Below are 19,144 nucleotides of genomic sequence, written 5' to 3'. Positions count from 1 at the left end.
CTGGTGCGACCGGAGCCACTGGTGCGACCGGAGCCACTGGTGCGACCGGACCGGCAGGCGCAACGGGTTCAACGGGTATAACGGGTGCAGGCTCAGGATTCATCGAGACGCTGAAAATCGGGGATCTCAACACCCAGATCCCATTTAATGCCGGGGGCGGAAATAATGAGGCTATCGGGGCGCTCGCATTCAGCGGATCGCAAATAACGATCAACAGGCTTGCAGCTTACGTTACTCAACTAGGCTCTACGGGTATTTTTCAGATGGCTGTGCTGCAGCCGACCAGTACCAACCAGTCTACAGTTATTGGAGTAACCACTGTAGCGACCACTTTACAAGCTGGAATATTCATTCTGCCGCTGACGACACCTCTGACGTTATCGGGGGATATTACGTATCAGCTTGCTGTCTACAACCAGGTTAACGGCTCCAACCTCGGAGGCCGGAGCACAGGCACCTCCGGGCTGGCAGCACCGCCGATTAATTTCAGATCACAGAACCTCACGGGATTTACAACAGGCCAGTCTATCAATACGAGCGATTCTATCCTACTGTCGCCTTGGCTGGCGGGACTCGCTTAACCCTTCCTTGGGGCATGGTACAAATAAAACGGGAACTGTCATATAAAATGGCAGTCCCCGTTTCTATATGCCGGCCAAGCGCCCCGGTTAATCCAGCTCCGCACGCGAGAATAGATCCCGGATCAATACGTCGTCCTCACAAGCCCGCTTGAATGCGGAGGCGAAGGCTACGACCGCAGCTCCATCGGAAGCATACGCGCAGAACATACCGGCCTCCGGGTCAAACCGGATGATTCCGGCCAGTTCAGGCATATGTTCCTCAAGGAATACCGCAGCCAGAGAGCCCCAATCATATCCATTGCCTTCGAATCCCTCTTCTTCCCGCGCAGCAAACACTTCGGCCTTGTAGCTACCCACGTTCAGAATCACAGATTTCCCGCCATTCTCCTGCTCTACTATAATAAAAGGCTTAACATCCACAGCTTCTGTGGCTTCCGCCTCCTTCAGCTTTTCAAGCAATTGCTTCTCTGCTATATCCGTGAACCGCAGCGCTCCTTCACTCTCCACGATCATTCCCTGCCGCACCCGTTCATCCAGCCAGTCGGAGATGAAGCCCGGGGCGTATCCGCCTGTGCTGAATTCGCCGCCGAACGCGATTATTTTCGAATAGACCTCAAGATATTGGTCACGGTTCGTCTGCAGATAGGCGCTGGTGTACAGCCAGAACTGCAGATCATACATCAAGGTCGAGCGTTCGTCCGCATGAAGAGAGAAATGGCCCTTCTCTTCAACGATGGCGGTGCAGATGCTGCGGATGATCCCCTCTATGTTGTCCACTCCGGTGACTTTATCGCATAGCTCCTGAAGCAGAGGAGAGAACGCTCCGGCAGCCACCTTCCGCAGATCGTCCTGCTTATCTTCCTCCGACGTATCATAGACCTCCTCGCTCACCAGCCCGCGGATGAAGGTCTCATAATCCTTGGCCAGGAACGTAATCTCATAGTTGTTCTCCTGGTCCACATGAATGACCTCGGGTTCTCCCTCCGGCCCGCAGTAGCGGTAATCCAGCATCACCACATCGTGGCCTGCAGACGGACAGTCGCCGATGACCACACCAATATCCGGATACCCCCACTCCTCGATCATGAACTGGCTGCCGAGATCGCCGCAGAGGGCGTAGCTTTTGTCACGGCCGATACCGGCAATTCCCGATATTGCGATATGATCTTCGGCCCATGAGGTGGATTCCTCCACCGGAAAGCAGGTATTGCGGGGAATTCCACCGTTCTGCTGCTTCATCATCGCTATGTAAGAGGACGGCAGCTTATAGCCCAGCTCCTGCTCCACAGAAGCAATCAGTTCGTCACTAGGCGGCGCGGACACATACTCCTTCCGGGCATAGTCGCTATCCTCCCAGAAATCCGCGCAGTATTCGATGAAAGAGTTCAGGTCTCTTCCGGCCGCATCCCCCTGTGCATTGGAGGCACGCAGCGCTGAGGCACGCCTTGCCTGCTCCCGCTTCTCCCGCTGCGCGCCGCTCCTGCTCCAGTTCAGCAGCATATGGGTATCCCCATCCCCGGGAGCCAGTTGGTCTGCCTGTTCAAATGCGCTTATAGCCTGTTCATATTGCTTCAGATAATAATAGGAGTACCCTATGCGAAAATGCCACAGCGGATCATTCCCGCCCTCCCCCGCAATACTCAGCAGCTGCTCCAGTGCCTCCCCGTAATGTTCCAGGTTGTTATAGGCTCTGGCCAACTGGCTGATAGTCTCATAATCTCTTGCATACGGCGGAATCTCCTGAATGCGGTCCACAATCTGCTGATACTCATTATCTTCGTGCCAGCGTTTCAGCTGTGCCAGCAACTCCTCGTCCATGCCTTCAGCCTCCCCATAGTGACAATGCAAATAAGCCCGTACCCGATCTCTGCCGGACTGCTTGCAGTCAGTTAAATCGCTATTACCCATTCACCCTGAATGGACAGGTCTAAACATAGGTTTGGGATATACCCCAATATATAAATTCGTATTTTCAAAAAAGAGACCATCCCCCGCCAACATCCGGCAAGGAAACAGCCTCTTCGTATTATCACTCTTACTACACTTATCTGCTCCGCTGCCCGTCCGGTTACTGAATCGCTTGCAGATGCTCCTCGAGGCGGTCCCAGGTTTCGGTAATCCCCTGCTCCATCCCCATATCCATCACCGTCTTGAGCGCTTCCGCGGAATCGTATTTCGACTTGCTCACCAGCTTCGTCTTCCCATCGTATTCTTCAAAGATCATGCTGACCAGCGTGGACGGCATACCTTCGGTTTCGTTGCCTTCGGCATCCGAGAAGTAATCGGTATAGACAAAACTCTCGCCGTCGGTGATCTCATGGTAGACCCCTTTGCCCCAGGATTCCATGCCGAAGAAGTCGCCCTGCTTCTCATCCACACATTTCATACAGTAGTGCCAGACGCCGCCCGGACGAAAATCAACGCTGCAGAAGGGAACAATCCAGCCGCGCGGGCCCCACCACTGCTTCAGATGCTCAGCCTCGGAGAATACTTTGAATACAAGCTCACGCGGTGCATCGAATACACGTTCAAGAACCAGTTCAAGACCTTCTACTCTCGAAATCATTTTGCTGGACATTCCTAATCCCTCCTGATAATCATGAATTGTCTTTGGATTGCAGCTTCCGGAGATAATCATCCAGATTGTCGAAGCGTTCACTCCACAGCTTACGGTAGTCTTCCAGCCAAGCATCCATAGCCTCCAGCGGCTCTGTACGCAGCCTGTAATTCCGGCGGTTCGCTGCCGCCTCTACCTCAACCAGTCCGGCTTCCAGCAGTACGCGCAAATGCTTCGAAGCCTGAGGCTGGCGCAGCTCCAGACGCTCAGCGATATCGCCTACGCTCAGCGGCCCCTCCTTCAGAATCTCTACCATCCGCAGGCGGGTCGGTTCGGCAAGTGCGCTAAATGTCGTTGTGTCCATTTCCGATGTTCCTTTAGTGAAACCTTTAGTATTGGGGTACAGTTACAATATACCCCAATCGGAATATTCCAGTTAAGGAATATTAAAATTCGCTCTGCTAAATCAGGTTATTGATTCGTTGAATAGACCTTACTCATACCACCGCCCGCTTATGCTCCTGCAAACGTCAGTGTCACGGTTGTGCCTTGTCCCGGCGCGCTGTCGATGGCGATGGAGCCGCCATACCGCTCCATGATTGCCTTGGCAATGGCCAGTCCCAGGCCCGAGCCGCCCTGCGAGCGGTTGCGTGAAGCCTCCGTACGGTAGAAGCGCTCGAAGATATGCGGCAGCTGCTCAGCGGATATTCCGATTCCTGTATCAGCTACGGTCAGGATCACCTTCCCGTCGTCTGAACGGGAGTGCCCGATCGTTACTGCTCCGCCTTCAGGCGTATATTTCAGTGCATTCTCCACGATGTTGCGGAGCACCTGATAGCAGGCGCTGCCAGGCATCCGGATGGGTAACGCCTGTTCACCGGGGCCGCCGTCATAATCAAGCTGCACCCCCGGATTGACATGAACAGTCTGAGGCAGCAGTTCGTTCAGCACAGACTTCAAATTGCAGGCTTCTTCATCTCCGCCCTCCGGGGCTAGCGCCTCCGCCTCTGCTTCCGCAAGCAGCAGCAGCTGGGAGATCAGCTCCTTCATCCTCCGCGTCTCATCCATCATGAACGCCAGCGACTCATCCAGCACCTCCGGTGACTGCCTGCCCCACCGCTGGATCATATGCGTATGGCCTTCAATAATGGCCAGCGGTGTCTTAAGCTCATGGGAAGCATCGGCAATGAAGCGGCGCTGCTGGTCGAAGGAGACCTCCAGCTTATGCAGGAACCCGTTGAAGGTCTCCCCCAATTGCTGCAGCTCATCCTGGGCAGCAGGGACATGCAGCCGCCGGGACAGACTGTTCGTCCCGATGCTGCGCACTTCGCCAATCATGCTGCGAATCGGCTTCAGCGCTGAACGGGAGACGATTCCCCCTGCAAGAACAGCCATTCCGGCAGCCAGCAGCAGACCCAGCAGCAGCAGTCTGCCCACCTCCTTCTCGGCGGTGGCGCTGCGTGATTGCCCGCTGTCCGTAAGCTGCAGCCGGACAAGGCCATACACGGGCAAGGACAGCTCCTTCTCTGCGCTGTAAACATCTGAACCGGGCGCCGGTTCACCTTCGCCCGCTTCTGCGAGCACACGCCCGCGTGCATCCAGCATTTGCAGAACCTGGCCTTTATCCAGATCAGGGGCAAAAACGGAGAAATCCGGCTTCAGAAAAGCCGCTGCACCGCTTCCTTTGCCCAATCCGGGCTGAAGCAGGGACGGCAGGAATTCCACCTCACCGACCCGCAGCTCAAACTGTCTAAGCTTGGCATCCAGCAGCCGGGTCTCCTGGCTGTCTGTCCAATGTTTGAAGGTAATATAGACAAAACCGCTGACCACCGCCGTAACGGCCAGTGCAGTGAGCGCAATTGAAGCACTGACTTTACGGGAGAACGTCCATGGCTTCATTCACTCACCTCAGTCTCTCAGAATATATCCGCTGCCCCGGACCGTATGAATCAGCTTCTCGCTGAAGCCTTCATCCACCTTCATTCGCACATACCGGATATAGACATCCACCACATTCGTCTCGCCTTCATATGAGTAGCCCCAGACCAGGTTCAGCAGTGCCTCACGGTTCATCAGCCGGTTCTTATGGACCAGCAGGCAGTGCAGCAGCTCGAATTCGCGCTGTGAGCATTCAATCTCGCGCCCGGCGCGGCTGACCCGGTGCGCAGCCCTGTCCAGTATCAGATCCTTGGCATGCAGGACTTCATCTCCGGCTTCTGCGGCGTGCAGCCTGCGCTGCAGGGAACGCATACGGGCCAGCAGCTCTTCGATGGCGAAGGGCTTCGGCACATAATCATCCGCCCCGGTGTCCAGTCCCCGAACACGGTCACTGACCGTGTCCCTGGCAGTCAGCATAATAATTGGAGTCTGCTTCACCGCGCGTACCCGCTTGCATACTTCTATTCCGCTGATGCCCGGCAGATTCAAATCGAGCAGAATGATGTCAAAATGCTCCCGCAGCGCTTTCCCGGCACCCGTAAGACCATCGCACGCAACCGTAATGTCATAACCTTCATAGGACAGCTCCAGCTCCAGCAGGCGGATCATGGCAGGCTCATCCTCAATAACCAATACGCGTTCCTTCACCCTCTCGTCCACCTCTTCGCAAGATCAGTTCTGCATTAGTGACAACCCGGCCATAGATTTGGTACGGATCTGATACGTACCTGCGCCTATCTTCCCGCTGGCCCGGTGATTCTTCACTGTCAGCGGGAAGTCCGTTTCAATCTCTTCAAAAGCGGATTCGGCATCGACCACGACTCCGGCATTCCCCGGCCAGGCCAGCTCTACGTTCCCTACCGCTGTAGTTACCTTCCAGTCTCCGCCGACCTTCCGGCTCTTCACATGAATGTTCCCGGCTACAGTGACCGCTTCTACAGCAGCCAATGCGTCCTTCACCGACAAATTCCCGTTTGTGGCCTTCAGGGTCAAGGCTCCGGCAATTTGCTCCGCCTTCACGTTGCCGTTGGTAAGTGTGACTTCTACGCGGTCCTTCGCTTCAGAGACCTGCACATTGCCATTCACCGTATGTAATTTGAGCGCATTGCCTATGCCGGAAGCAGATATATTTCCGTTCACAGCCGCTAACTCAATTCTACCTGTACTAGAAACTTTTGACAAAGAAAGATTGCCGTTCTCCGTCTCTGCCTGAAGCTCGGCCTTCATGCCCTGCGGCAGTGTAACCGTCAGATCAAGGCTTGGATATCGCCAATTGCCATAAGACTCGCTGTAGGTTCTAATCTCCAGATCAGCCCCTTTGCTTACCTTCATCCCCGCCTTGTCCGCTACGGCCTTCGCCTCTTCCGCGGTTGCCTGATGGACGACCACTGTCATATGGACCTCCATCTCCTTAACATTGCCCTGCTTAATTTCGATGGTTCCGTTCGTGTTGGCAATAGAGACACTTTGCGTGCCGGCCGGCAGGCTGACGCGGGTAATGCCTTTGTCAAAAGAGTATCCCGTCCCCGTCTTCTTCCCCGCTGTCTGCAGAGAGACTGCAGCCGCCGGAGCTGACACCGAAGCCTGTGCTGGCGCGGATTCAAAGTCCGCCTCGGACAGCGGCCGCGCACCGGCGGTCCCTTCATTTGCTATGCCCATGTACATTAATACCGCTGCCAGCGAGGCGCTTGTGATTAGCCGTTTCCACGTCATTCTCATATTCTCTCTCCTCCAGTTCATGTGATTACCCTTAGGGTATACCATCCTTGATGAGAAAGACTTTGCAGGGAGATTAGAGTTTGATGAGAATATCTGGGGACTCCGCCCCAAGTTCTAAAGAGCCCTATTGTTTATTTTCTATTTAAGCAGGTTTACGCTTGCTTCCTCCAGCGAAGGAATGAGATTTTTAGGCTCAATAGGGGAGGACATGACGATTAGAATCGTATAATTCCCGTATTTATCACACTGATTTCCAAACTCCTCAAGACCCTGAGTGGAGTCTGACATGACTTTTAACAGATAATTGTGTTCTCCGCTGATGCGATAGCATTCGACGACATCGGGATGGGTACGGCAGAAGTCCAGAAAGGCATGACACTCTCTGGAGTGGAAAAGTATATAGGCAGCTGCCTGTTTCCCGATTTTCTCCGGAGAAATGATCGTCCGGTACTCCTTGATCACCCCATTTTCCTCCATCCGCTTCACTCTTTCCGTTACTGCGGGCTGAGACAAGCCCACGCTTTTCCCCAGCTCTGTCATGGAAATTCTCGCCTGACTTTGAAGATGAAACAGAATTTGCTTATCAATAGAGTCCATTTTTGACCACTCCTTTAATTTTAAGATTATCGATTTAAAATGCCTTTATTTTAAATGTTATATGTGGGTTTTACCTTTATTGGCTCATGTATTCAAGTTAGTTTATTTTATATACTTTACTTACAATAGTAAAGCAAAGGCAGTTGCTGCTTTAACTATAGCGAAAGGATGTTGAGTATGCCCTATTCGAACACAATCAACCCTAACCGTATCCCGGAGCGGATCGACAAGGTCATTGATGAGACACTAACCGACAAGCGCCTGGCAGGTGTTGTCATAAAGGTAGCGTTAGATGGACAACTCATCTATAGCCGTGCTGCTGGTTATGCGAGCCGTGAGCTAAACCAGCCTATGCGGGAGGACGCGTTGTTCCGGCTCGCCTCGGTTTCCAAACCGATTACCTCTACGGCTGCTCTGATTCTGGTGGCGCAAGATCGCCTGAAGCTGGATGACCGTGTAGACCGGTGGCTGCCGGACTTTAAGCCACGGCTGGAGAATGGAGAGACTGCAGCAATGACTGTCCGTCACTTAATGACGCACACTGCTGGTCTGACCTACCGCTTCTTTCAGGAAGAGGGCGGTTCCTATGAGCAGGCCGGTGTATCTGATGGCATGGATCAGTCTGGTATCACGCTTGAAGAGAACCTGAAGCGGCTCGCGTCTGTTCCACTTCTCTATAAACCAGGCACCCAGTGGAGATATTCTATTGCCACAGATGTACTGGGGGCAGTAATTGCTAACGTTAGCGGGAACACACTCAGTGAAACGATCCGCTCACTTATTACTCAACCCCTCGATATGACGGATACCAGTTTCGTTGCCGTGGACCCGAAGCGCCTGACCACAGCTTATGCCGATGACATTCCGGGACTGCGGCCTATGAAGAATCCGGATAGGCTGGCCTTTGTAGAAGGAACGGCGGGCTTCCGGCTCGCCCCGGGCCGGGCGTTAGACAGTACTGCCTACGCTTCCGGGGGAGCCGGTATGGTAGGCAGCGCCGGAGATTTTCTGCAGCTGCTGGAAACGTTGCGGAAGGGAGGGGCGCCCCTGCTGCCGGAATCCCTGGTCCGCGAAATGACCACCAACCAGATTGGTGACCTGCCCATGCCCTTCTGGCCGGGACGGGGTTTTGGCCTGGGGATCACAGTCCTTAAAGATCCTGCCGCCGCAGACACAGCGGAGTCCCTTGGCACATGGCGCATGGGCGGCACCTATGGCCATTCGTGGTTCGTCGATACCAGGCAGCGGCTAAGCGTGGTAGCCTTCACCAATACCGCACTGGAGGGCATGTCGGGTCCGTTCACGGTTGACCTTTGCAATGCTATCTATGGCAGATTGGACCCGTCATGAACAATATAAATGAGAACGCCGGGAGGAGCAGCACAATTGCTTCCCCGCAGCAAAGCTCCAGTGCTCCTGCTTCCGTACACCTTCCCTGGGCCGGATTACTTGCTCTGGCAATGACCGGGTTTATCTGTATTCTGACTGAAACGATTCCCGCCGGACTCCTGCTTCAGATCAGTAAGGGGCTTGGAGTAACAGAGGCCATGGCGGGTCAGCTTGTTACCTTCTATGCCCTGGGTTCTTTACTCGCCGCCATTCCATTGACCACAGCAACACGCGGCTGGAGACGGAGACCCTTGCTACTCATTTGCATCCTTGGTTTTCTCATATTCAATACCGTTACTGCCTTATCTTCGAGCTATCCCCTGACGCTTGCGGCCCGTTTCTTCGCGGGTGTGTCCGCTGGTGTCCTGTGGGGAATGATCGCAGGCTATGCACGGCGCATGGTACCGGAGCAGCTTAAGGGACGGGCTATGGCTATTGCAATGGCGGGAACCCCGCTTGCTCTGGCGCTCGGTGTCCCTGCCGGAACGTTTTTGGGTGATCTTGCAGGCTGGCGTAATATCTTTGGAGTCTTGTCGCTGTTCGCTCTGCTGCTGACCATTTGGATACTCTGGAAGCTGCCGGACTATCCGGGAGAAGCTGCAGATAAGCGGCTCCCTCTAAATAAGGTCTTCACAAGCCCCGGAGTGCGGCCGATCCTGTTTGTCGTGCTGGCCTGGGTTCTGGCCCACAATATCCTGTATACCTATATTGCACCGTACCTTACTCAGGTTGGGCTAACCGGGCGCGTAGACTTGGTGCTTCTTATTTTCGGTATTACAGCACTTCTTGGCATCTGGTTAACCGGTGTCTGGATAGATCGTCACCTGAGGCTGCTGGTTCTGATTAGCCTCACTGCATTTGCATTGGCATCTGTTCTGCTCAGCATAGGCAGCGGCAAGCCTGTTGTAATCTATCTAGTAGCTGCTGTATGGGGCTTAACGTTCGGGGGAGCAGCAACGCTGCTGCAAACAGCAATGGCCGCAGCTAGTGGAGAGAGCGCAGATGTAGCGCAATCCATGCTTGTAACCGCATGGAATCTGGCCATTGGCGGAGGCGGTATAGCCGGTGGAATTCTTCTCGAAACAACGGGTGTCCTGTCATTCCCATGGGCGTTGTTTGTTTTGCTAGCCCTTTCAATATGGATAGCAAGGCGCAGCAGAACGCATGGATTCCCTCCCGGAGCCATGGATATCCATCGCGATAAATAACTTCACGACCTCGTTATTCCTCATTTGCAGGTGCTGTATAATCTTCTGTCCACAAGTGGAAACGGCTTTGCCGTCCTTTTGTAAGGACGGTACCGTTTCAGCGAGAAATAGAAGGATAAGCTATCATGTGAAACCTATAAATTCTTATATTTGCGCAAAAACAGCCCGGGAGCATGGATTCCCTCCCGGAGCCATGGATATCCATCGCGATAAATAACTTCACGACCTCGTTATTCCTCATTTGCAGGTGCTGTATAATCTTCTGTCCACAAGTGGAAACGGCTTTGCCGTCCTTTTGTAAGGACGGTACCGTTTCAGCGAGAAATAGAAGGATAAGCTATCATGTGAAACCTATAAATTCTTATATTTGCGCAAAAACAGCCGGGAACCCTCCCGGCTGTTCTTCAATACATTGAGTTTCCGCCAATATCGGCATTGCGGAATTCAGCTGCTACCCCTGCTTAATCGGCGCTGCCAGAATGATCTGTCCCCGCGGGGCGTCTCCCCCGTCATCCGGCTCCAGCGTAATTGCCACGGTATCGTAGGCCTTCGGATCAAACGAATAATAGAGTGCCCCGTTTCCGTCCTGTGAGATGAAGGTGCCCGCATTCTGCGGCGTATCCCCTTTGATCAGCCATACCTGATAGACCTCTGTGCCTGTAAGCTCCGGCAGATCCTCCGCCTGGATTACGAGGTGGGTCCCGGATGTATCAGCGACAATGGTCGCTACACCCTTGGCGGAAACAGCCTCTCCCGCCGGGCTAAGCGCCACCGTCTCATTCACCTTAAGCCCCTGCAGGGGCCCGGTGCCGGAGGCAATCTGCCGCTGCAGCTGATCTACATCCCCGCGCAGCTGGCCGGTATAGACAATCAGCAGCAGCACGGCCACAGCCAGCCCGAGGCTTAAGTAACCCCAGAAGCGGGTTTTTCTAGGCTCAGGAATCCTTGCCCGGGGCAGCCCCTGCTCTATTGGAGGTGCCTTTACCGGTTCACGCTCGATTGTGCGCTCTGCCGCAGGCTGAATATTCATGCTAGTCTTCGGCTGAGCGGCGGACGTGCTTACAAGGCCCGACTCTAATACCCGTGATAATATCCGATCCTTCATTCCGGAAGGCGGCTCTGCGGGCTCGGAAGCAAGGGGAAGATGGTCCAGTACCTGCCGGTATTCACTTACCAGCGCCTTGCATTCACTGCAGGCTTCTGCATGGGCAGCGAACTGCGCTGTCTCTTCTGCCGTCAGTGCGCCCAGAACATATAATTCGGCCAGTTCACAGAGATCATCCTTATGTTCACTCATGCGCATGATCCCTCCTTCCCCAGTGCCGTAATGATTTGTGCAGCTGCTTCATTGCCAATCGGACCCTTCCTTTGACCGTCCCCAGCGGAATTGCCGCAAGGTTCGCTACTTCCTGCTGGGTATAGCCCTGATAATAAATCATATCCATCACCTGCTGCTGATCCCGGCTGAGCCCCAGCAGCGCGTCCCTGATCTGTTCCCCGGCCATCTGCAGCTCAACGAGATCCTCGGTCAGCTTTGTATGGTCCTGAATCATATCCAGATTCCCGGAGTCTGCAGATTGCTGCGGCAGCCGGGAGCTGCGTTTGCGGAGATGATCAATCGCCAGATTGCGGGTAACTGCGAACATCCAGGTAAGCAGCTTGCCCCTGCCGAAATCAATCTGCTCTGCATTCTTCCATACCCGCAGGAACAGTTCCTGCATTACTTCTTCAGCGGCCATCGAATCCTTCACGATCTGGTAAGCAAAACTGTAGATTACCCGTTCATATCGGTCATAGAGCAGTTCGAGGGCATTCGAGTCTTTCTGTGCAATAAGCAGAATTAACTGCTTATCGTCAGCTGTGTCATTCAATTGCCATCCCCCATTCAACAAAAATTTAGTACTCCGGCGCTCCAGCGCTGAACTTCCTGCGTTTCACTGAGTATAACCGCTTTGCACAAGCGGCTCAACTTTGGATCAAAGATCATGCCCTCCGGAATTGAAGCCCGGCCGGCTTCCATATATGATAGCTATATCATATCCGCAAAGGGAGGATTCATTTCCGTGGCCGTACTTATTAATGAACAGATTAGAGCAGCCGAGGTCGAGCTTACCGGGCTGAAGGGCCAGAAGCTCGGCACCGTATCCAGAGACGAGGCGCTGGCTATGGCCAGATCCGCAGGAGCCGATCTGGTCTGCACCTCGCTGATGAGCAGTCCGCCGCCCTGCAGCCTGGTCGCCAAGGGCAAAGGCAAAGCCGCGGCGCAAGCGGCCCGCAAGGGCGATACCAGCCGTCCGCAAGGCGGCGGAGGCAGCCATGAGAAGGTGAAGGAGCTGCGCTTCACCGCCCATATTGAAGAGCATGACTACGACACGAAGCTGCGTCAGGCGGACAAGCATCTGCGCTCCGGCAAGCCGGTGCAGCTGGTCGTGAAGTCTTCCGGCGCGAAGGAAGCCGCCGCCGCGAAGGCAGTCCTGGAGCGTCTGCTGGCAGATCTGAAAGAGGTCGGAAGCAAAACCACCGGAATTCAGACCAGCGGCAAAGGCGCACAGGTACGGGTAAATCCCCGTACGTAATATTGCTGTGAAAGCAACAAGTGGAAAAAGGTATCTTAATTTACCTGTTTCTGAGGGATGGACCGAAGCAAGTGGAAAAACAACATCTAATATTGTTAGGTTTAGCTACTGTGGGTGAAAAGGGAGGATTTAAGTGCTGTTTTTCCAACTGTTATTGGAGCAGGGTTCTATCGTTCATCAGCAAGTGGACAATATCCAACTATTTCCGGTCCTCATAGCATCCGAGCTTGTCCCGTTCGTTCTCTAGTTCGAAGCATATACATTTTTATCTATGTAAGTGGAAACGGCTTTGCTGTCCTGTAAAAGGACGGCAAAGCCGTTATTCTTGAACCCCATCTTCTTCCACTCATCTTGCCCCGCCGGGCCGCTCATCTTCTACTCGTCTTCCGTACATCTCCGCTCATCCTAGGGTTATCTTCAACTGCCAAGCCGCCCAGCAAACCGCTACCTTTCCAGCACATGCAGCAGCTCGCCGTTACAGTCCTCATAATCGCCGGTTAGCCCGGCCAGCTCACGTTCAAACCGGAAGCCCAGCTTCTGGAATACTCCGAGTGACGCTGTGTTCCGCGGATCTGCCTTGGCATATAACCGGTCCAGCCCGATTACATTGAAGGCATAAGCCGTGAGCGCCCGGGCGGCCTCGGTGGCATACCCCTGGCCCCAATACTCGCGCCCGATCAGATAATACAGCTCGGTATCCGGTGCGCTGAAATCCAGTACGCCGAGGCCGCACCAGCCGATCAGCTGTCCGGTTGCCTTGCTGCAAACCGCGAACGAATATTTGAACGGCAGTTCAAACGGCGTATGATAGCTGAACATCAGCCAGCGGAACAAGCCTTCATATTCATGCCGCTGCATGACCTCCATATGCATGAAGGTTAGCACCTCCGTATTCTGCATCAGCGCGAAGGAGGCGCCAAGATCACTTTCAATATAAGGACGGATGATCAGACGCTCTGTTTCGAGCCTCATCGCAGCTAACGTTATATTCATTTAGGTGGCCCCGCTTTCAAGTCCTGTCTGTAACCCAGCATAGTACAAGCGAAAGAAGGTCCACAAGGTAAAAGATGATTTAATCCGTTTGCCCCCTGCCGTTATTCCACAGCGTTCTGAAGGCATCGCAGCTGCGGAGCAGGGAATCGAAATTCCCCTCCCCTACCAGCCTTCCCTGCTCCATCACCAGAATCTGGTCTACTCCGCTGATGAAATTCAGCCGGTGCGCGATAATAATGACCGTCTTGTTCCTGAACTCTGCAAACACCGTTTCCATCAGGCTTTTCTCCGTAATATTATCCAGCGCCGAGACCGGTTCATCGAGGATGATCAGATTCCGCTTCTGCAGGAGCGCCCGGGCAAAAGCCAGCCGCTGCCGCTCACCGCCCGACAACTTCAGGCCCCGCTCACCCACCATCGTCTCCAGCTTCTCCGGCAGCTCCAGCACCTTCTCCTTCAGATGGACCTTATCCAGAACCGCATACAGCTCCTCATCCGGCACATCCTGGTCAAACACCATATTGCCTCTGATCGTAGTATCGAATACCGGACAGTCCTGCGACAGATAAGAGATATGATCATAGTAGCTGTTCAGGCTCAGCTCATCGATATCCGTGCCGTCCACCAGCAGCTTGCCGCCGCTTTTCTTCAGCAGGCCCGTAATCAGCTTAATAACCGTCGACTTTCCGCTTCCGCTTAAGCCAACCAGTGCAACCGAGGTTCCGTGCGCGATGGAGAAGGACAGCCGGTCCAGCACCTGAACCTCCCCGTAGCCGAAGGACACGTCCCTGAATTCAAGATCGCCCTGCAGCCGGGCCACCGCCTTCCCCTTCTCCAGATTGGCGTCCTCCGGGGCGTTCAGGAATTCACCGAACCGCTGATAGGTCACCCTGTTCAGCTTGTAGCCGACGAATAACACGTTGAAGATGGCAATCGGCGTATATATTTTCTCAATGAACATGAACAAGGCCACCATCACCCCGACCGAGGCCTGCCCGGACACCACATTCTTCACTCCATAGAGCAGGACAATCACTTTTATGACCGTAATGAACAATTCGAATAAGGCAAAAAAAGACTCATGGATCATCTGCAGCTGAGCGCTTTTGTGAATAATCTGCCGTGCGGTCTCGTTCAGTCTGCTGATCTCCTGCGCATACTTCTTATTGGTCCGGAACACAACCAGCTCCATGAATCCGCGGATTGAATAGCGGGACATGGACTCCTGCTCCTTAAGCACAGCCGCTTTAATCCGGTAGAGGTATTTCAGCAGCACATTCGTGATCACGAAGATCACCACATACCCGCCCGCAATCACCAGCATGATTCTGAGGTCATAATAGCTGATGAAGAACAAGCTGAAGAGGATGGTAGGCAGCAGCTCGTGCAGCGTCCCCAGAATAAAAGTAAACAGAATGCTGTTCCCGGCCGCCGCGCCGTTCTCAATCACCTTGATCATCTGGCCTGTGCCCATATTCTGATAGGCGGTATAATCCATTCTGGAGATTTTGGACAGGGCCAGGATCTTCAGCCTTTCCGTGATGCTGTTTGACAGATGGGCGCCCGGATATTCATCCGCATAATTCAGAAGTACATTCGCGCCCAGCAGCACCCCGTAGATAACAATCCAATGTGTGATTTCGCTGAAGCCCGTTCCATCCACCGCCTGATCGAGAATCTTCTGAAAGACCACTATGCCCAGACTGCTTATGAACTGAATGGCGAAACCAAGAAGGATATACAGAGCAACCCACCCTTTGAGGTGGTCAAGACATTTCCGCAGCATAATTACAATCCCCAATCTTGAAATGAGTATAAAAAAAGCCGGGACCACGCTTCGCCACCCAACGCTAATGAACCCCCTGCATACGCAGTGTGGTCCTTACGTTGAATAACTCAGTGTCCCGGCTCTAAAAATGAATGCCTGGCACCGTCCAAGGTTATAGTTATCATGTGATCAAAAAGGCAGACTGCCCCCTTGATGGCTGGTACGCGTTCAACCCAGCCCGATAACTAGTTCCTTGCGACGGTACGGAATGGCATCCATTTCACCCCGATTGTAAGATTGTCTTGTCCCTAATCCAGCATCGAACGCAGCCACGCTGCCGACTGCTCCATATAACCCAGCTGATCTACAGCATCGAAATGCTCGATGGCCAGCGTATCTGCGTATCCCTCTGCCTTCAGCAGCCGGAGCACCTCAGCGATCCGGATGCAGCCTGAGCCTACAGGGGACGGATACAGCGGAATCCCGCTTACGCTGATTCTGGGCTCCCCGCCGTTGTCTTCCAGCGAACGGTCCTTGCAGTGGACATGGATTATCCGGTCCTTCAGCTTCGCGAACGCTTCCAGTTCATCCTCACCGCGGTAGATGAAGTTCCCCGTGTCGAACGTGATCGCCAGCTTAGGCACCTGCTCCAGGAACCAGAGCAGCTCGTCCGCTGACGAGAACGGCGCCCGGATATCGTCGAAGTCCTCCATCGTTACACGGATGCGCTTACGCTCCGCATAATCACAAATGGCATTCAGCGCCGCAGCCATGCTCTGAAGAGCCTGACTCCGCTGCTCCGGGCTGGCCGTATCCCGGGTGAAGCCCGGAATGACAAGTACCTTGCCGGCCCCGAAGTAGGCTGCCGTATCAATGAATGCATACCCCGGCTCCGGTGCAGGCTGATTGCCGAAGTCAAAAAAAGCATACATCGACGCCACGGAGATCCCCGCTGCATCCAGCCTTTTTTTCATCGCCTCCGTACCGGTCAGCGCCTCTTCCAGATCAAGCTCTACCGCTTCTATGCCATAGGCATTCACTTTGTCCAGTACATCCGTAAGCGGCAGGCCGCTCTGCTCGCTTGCCTTCACAATATGATTGTAAAATACCGATAGCTTCAAGCTCTCCAGCCCCTCTCAGCCTAGCGCTTAGTATCCTCAGCATCCTTAGAATCCGAGTTACCGTCCGCTTCTTCGGCCGAATCCTCAGAATCTCCAGAATCCTCAGAATCGTCAGGACCCTCCTGCACGCCCGCTTCATTCCGGCTCCATTCCAGGAACTCAATGATATCCTGATCTTCAGGGTCCAGCTTATGGGCCTTCTCAAAGGCCTTGATCGCCTCATCGTACTGGTCCAGATAATAATGCGCGTAACCGACGCGGAAATGCCACAGCGGATCTTTTTTGCCTTTGTCGGCAGTCTTGTTGAACCATTTAAGCGCTTCCTTATAACGTCCCAGATTATTGAGCGCCCGGCCCAGATGAACCGCCAGCTCATCATCGATCAGCGGGGTAGGAACCTCTTTGATGCGGGATACAATTTGTTCGAATTCATCTTCCTCATGCCAAGCATTCAATTGCGCAATTAACTCTTGTCTCATTACAAACAGCCTCCCGGTTAATATATCCATTCCTCTAAGAGTTACTTTATCATTTTCACGGAGAGTTTCCCACTGTTGCCCTGTCCGCCCTAAGCCGGGATGGCGATCTCGAAGGTGGTTCCCTTTCCTTTTTCGCTTCTAACCTCGATAACTCCCTTAACTTTGTTGATCGCACTGTAAGCCATGAGCATTCCCAGACCCGTACCTTCTTCTTTGGTGGAATAGTAGGGTTTGCCCAGCCGTGAGATTTCATCCTTCGTCATCCCGATGCCGGTGTCGCGGATGCTAATAATAATATTCTGCTTTCTTTCGGAGATATCTATGGATAGAACGCCGTCTTCCATTCCCTTCATCGCTTCGATCCCGTTTTTGTACAGATTAATCAGACATTGCTGCATCAGATTCCGGTCATAATGGGCGCAGAGCGAGTTGTTGAAGCTGAACTCGACCGCTACTTTGTGGATTGTGGCATACGGCATGATGACATTCTTGGTATACTCACACTCAGCCTGGAGGTTGGAATAGACCATATTCTCCGACTGCGGCTTGGCAAAAGAGAGATAATCGCTGATGATCTTCTCCGCCCGGTTCAGCTCCAGCAGCGACAGCTCAATATACCCCTTCTCTTCGGGCGTAAGCGTCTTCGATTTGTTCAGCAGCTGAAGGAACCCGCTCGTCACGGTTAACGGATTCCGCATCTCATGGGAGACGCTGGCCGCCAGCTCACTAACCACATTAAGCCGCTCCGACTGCATAATCCGGTCACGATTCTTAAGATTGGTAATGATCTGCTCCAGCAGAATCATTAAGACAGCCATCACGGCTGCATGAGTGGTTAAAGCATAGAAGGTAAGCATCCAGAACTGCATATCCAGCGACTCCGTAACCATGCTCAGCACAATCAGATAACAGCCCATCGTAAGCACGGCAATGACGGTTGCCCAGCTGATCCGTGTCCCGGGCTTCGAACGGATAAATTTTGAACTTAATAACGGCACAACGATCAGAACTGCTGTTGAAAAAAGAAACGAGTGGATCGTTCCCTCTCCGCCTATATAGAAACGGTATACGTTTAGTATCAGATAGAGCGGAAGAACATTTTTGTACCCTCCATACAAAGCTGCGATTATAAACGGAACATAACGCAGGTCAAAGATGAATCCTGTCTCCAGCGTGATCGGCTTGGCGATACACAGGATCATAGTTATAGCTGTGAGCAGCACAAGAATCTTCCGGTTATAGGCATGAGGCCTATTCTCGAAGAAGATCAGGAAGATCAGTACCGGAAACAGCATAAACAGGAAATTGAGAAGCAACGTCTCAAGCAAAGTTAACTTCCTTTCGGCTTTAATACTAGTATGGTCTACGCGTTTGTGCTCTGTGCACTATACTTAGAACATTACGCTAAACTAATATTATAAGTAAAGCTAAACCAGATTACTATCCTTTTTGCCGTATAGGAGAGCTACGTTTCCTGTTTATTCGTCCGCACCCGGTCTGAATGGCAGACTCCCTTTCCGCTGGGAGAGAATTTGGGGAATATGCAATTCGCGCAGGATCGGAATTACTTCCTGTACGCTGTTTTTATTGAATTTTTTCAGGATGCTGTTGATTTGGGATTTCAGTGTAGAGGGCTCTACATGGCGGGCTTTGCAAATCTCCTGGCGGCTGTAGTCTTTCATCAGCAGGTCGAGTACCTCCAGCTCCGTAGGCGTCAGCTTGGTCAGGATATGAAAATTATGAAGCAGACTGTCCTCTGTCGTCTTAATCCGCTTGAACTCCCGGGTGATCTTCCCGGCAATGTTGGAATGCAGCGATGGCATGTCGTAATAGGCGTCTTTGATGGCGTTTATAATGGCCTCCGCAGGCATATTCTTAAGCAGATAGTTGGTTACCCCAAGTTCGAAGGCGCGGAAAACCGTGTCGTCGGTGTCACAGACCGTGAGCATGACAATCTTAATCTCCGGCATGTACGATAAGATCTCCGAGGAGGCCCGCAGTCCGGCCTGTTTGTCTTCAAGCTCTATATCCATCAGGATAATATCCGGCTTATACAGCGCAGCCAGCATTGTGCCTTCATAGCCGCTGGCGGCTCTCCCCACAAACTCCAGTTCAGGGTCCTTGCTAAGAATCATCTGGTACCGCTTGGCGATCAGGTTATCGTCTTCTACAATAAGCACCTTAATGGCAGGATGGCTCATGCTGATTTTATCCCCCT

19 protein-coding genes are annotated in these 19,144 nt (G+C 53.2%); 4 read left to right on the top strand and 15 right to left on the bottom strand.

All coding sequences use genetic code 11. From position 1 onward, the window contains the following. A partial coding sequence (locus QW71_RS08715; RefSeq protein WP_039296202.1) for a hypothetical protein occupies window positions 1-581 on the top strand: 581 nt, incomplete at its 5' end. A gap of 87 nt (window positions 582-668) precedes the next feature. On the opposite strand, the gene QW71_RS08710 is transcribed toward QW71_RS08715, so the two are convergent. The 7 genes from QW71_RS08710 to QW71_RS08680 all read right to left on the bottom strand — a co-directional run bounded on the left by QW71_RS08710 (window position 669) and on the right by QW71_RS08680 (window position 7,392). Next, entirely contained in the window at window positions 669-2,399 is a 1,731-nt protein-coding gene (locus tag QW71_RS08710) for an Imm51 family immunity protein (RefSeq protein ID WP_039296199.1), read from the bottom strand. A 250-nt stretch (window positions 2,400-2,649) separates the two neighbouring features. Then, complete coding sequence (locus QW71_RS08705) at window positions 2,650-3,159, bottom strand: SRPBCC domain-containing protein (protein ID WP_039296196.1); 510 nt, start codon at window positions 3,157-3,159, stop codon at window positions 2,650-2,652. A gap of 19 nt (window positions 3,160-3,178) precedes the next feature. Next, window positions 3,179-3,502 carry a helix-turn-helix transcriptional regulator gene (locus QW71_RS08700; protein ID WP_039296192.1) on the bottom strand — a complete coding sequence of 108 codons (324 nt, stop codon included), beginning with the start codon at window positions 3,500-3,502 and terminating at the stop codon, window positions 3,179-3,181. 149 nt (window positions 3,503-3,651) lie between these two features. After that, window positions 3,652-5,037 carry a cell wall metabolism sensor histidine kinase WalK gene (locus QW71_RS37850; protein WP_052769935.1) on the bottom strand — a complete coding sequence of 462 codons (1,386 nt, stop codon included), beginning with the start codon at window positions 5,035-5,037 and terminating at the stop codon, window positions 3,652-3,654. Between the two features lie 9 nt (window positions 5,038-5,046). Then, on the bottom strand, window positions 5,047-5,724 hold the full coding sequence (locus QW71_RS08690; protein WP_039296190.1) for a response regulator transcription factor: 678 nt from the start codon (window positions 5,722-5,724) through the stop codon (window positions 5,047-5,049). 24 nt (window positions 5,725-5,748) lie between these two features. Further along, on the bottom strand, window positions 5,749-6,795 hold the full coding sequence (locus QW71_RS08685; RefSeq protein ID WP_039296188.1) for a DUF4097 family beta strand repeat-containing protein: 1,047 nt from the start codon (window positions 6,793-6,795) through the stop codon (window positions 5,749-5,751). 138 nt (window positions 6,796-6,933) lie between these two features. After that, window positions 6,934-7,392, bottom strand: a complete 459-nt coding sequence (locus QW71_RS08680; protein ID WP_039296185.1) for an Lrp/AsnC family transcriptional regulator — start codon at window positions 7,390-7,392, stop codon at window positions 6,934-6,936. Window positions 7,393-7,569: 177 nt separating this feature from the next. Here QW71_RS08680 and QW71_RS08675 point away from each other — a divergent pair, with 177 nt between their 5' ends. Both QW71_RS08675 and QW71_RS08670 read left to right on the top strand, forming a co-directional pair. Beyond that, window positions 7,570-8,742, top strand: a complete 1,173-nt coding sequence (locus QW71_RS08675) for a serine hydrolase (protein ID WP_200905902.1) — start codon at window positions 7,570-7,572, stop codon at window positions 8,740-8,742. Further along, window positions 8,739-9,989, top strand: a complete 1,251-nt coding sequence (locus QW71_RS08670; protein ID WP_152679716.1) for an MFS transporter — start codon at window positions 8,739-8,741, stop codon at window positions 9,987-9,989. The genes QW71_RS08675 and QW71_RS08670 overlap by 4 nt, the downstream gene beginning before the upstream one ends. Window positions 9,990-10,440: 451 nt before the next feature. Here the strand turns inward: QW71_RS08670 and QW71_RS08665 are convergent, their stop codons facing one another. Beyond that, window positions 10,441-11,286 (bottom strand): anti-sigma factor domain-containing protein, encoded by an 846-nt coding sequence (locus QW71_RS08665; protein ID WP_039296182.1) that lies wholly within the window; start codon window positions 11,284-11,286, stop codon window positions 10,441-10,443. After that, complete coding sequence (locus QW71_RS08660) at window positions 11,279-11,860, bottom strand: RNA polymerase sigma factor (RefSeq protein ID WP_039296179.1); 582 nt, start codon at window positions 11,858-11,860, stop codon at window positions 11,279-11,281. Before QW71_RS08660 ends, QW71_RS08665 begins: the two co-directional genes overlap by 8 nt. A gap of 192 nt (window positions 11,861-12,052) precedes the next feature. Here QW71_RS08660 and infC point away from each other — a divergent pair, with 192 nt between their 5' ends. Next, window positions 12,053-12,565, top strand: a complete 513-nt coding sequence (gene infC, locus QW71_RS08655; RefSeq protein ID WP_039296271.1) for a translation initiation factor IF-3 — start codon at window positions 12,053-12,055, stop codon at window positions 12,563-12,565. Window positions 12,566-13,009: 444 nt separating this feature from the next. Here infC and QW71_RS08650 read toward each other — a convergent pair whose 3' ends face one another. The 6 genes from QW71_RS08650 to QW71_RS08625 form a co-directional block, all read right to left on the bottom strand. Then, complete coding sequence (locus tag QW71_RS08650; RefSeq protein WP_039296176.1) at window positions 13,010-13,558, bottom strand: GNAT family N-acetyltransferase; 549 nt, start codon at window positions 13,556-13,558, stop codon at window positions 13,010-13,012. 79 nt (window positions 13,559-13,637) lie between these two features. Continuing rightward, on the bottom strand, window positions 13,638-15,344 hold the full coding sequence (locus QW71_RS08645) for an ABC transporter ATP-binding protein (RefSeq protein ID WP_039296173.1): 1,707 nt from the start codon (window positions 15,342-15,344) through the stop codon (window positions 13,638-13,640). A 290-nt stretch (window positions 15,345-15,634) separates the two neighbouring features. Further along, window positions 15,635-16,447, bottom strand: a complete 813-nt coding sequence (locus QW71_RS08640; protein ID WP_039296170.1) for a sugar phosphate isomerase/epimerase — start codon at window positions 16,445-16,447, stop codon at window positions 15,635-15,637. 20 nt (window positions 16,448-16,467) lie between these two features. Further along, window positions 16,468-16,926: a tetratricopeptide repeat protein gene (locus QW71_RS08635; protein ID WP_052769934.1), complete on the bottom strand. Its 459-nt coding sequence runs from the start codon at window positions 16,924-16,926 to the stop codon at window positions 16,468-16,470. Between the two features lie 89 nt (window positions 16,927-17,015). Beyond that, a complete protein-coding gene (locus tag QW71_RS08630; RefSeq protein WP_039296166.1) occupies window positions 17,016-18,254 on the bottom strand; it encodes an ATP-binding protein in 1,239 nt (412 codons plus the stop codon). Window positions 18,255-18,404: 150 nt separating this feature from the next. Next, entirely contained in the window at window positions 18,405-19,127 is a 723-nt protein-coding gene (locus QW71_RS08625) for a response regulator transcription factor (protein ID WP_047013689.1), read from the bottom strand. Between the last annotated feature and the right edge of the window lie 17 nt (window positions 19,128-19,144).

The sequence above is a fragment of the Paenibacillus sp. IHB B 3415 genome (assembly GCF_000802655.2).
In the GTDB taxonomy this organism is placed as follows: Bacteria; Bacillota; Bacilli; order Paenibacillales; family Paenibacillaceae; genus Paenibacillus_AQ; species Paenibacillus_AQ phytohabitans.
The sequence above is the reverse complement of the archived record's forward strand: the minus strand, read 5'-3'. Positions and strand labels throughout refer to the sequence as shown.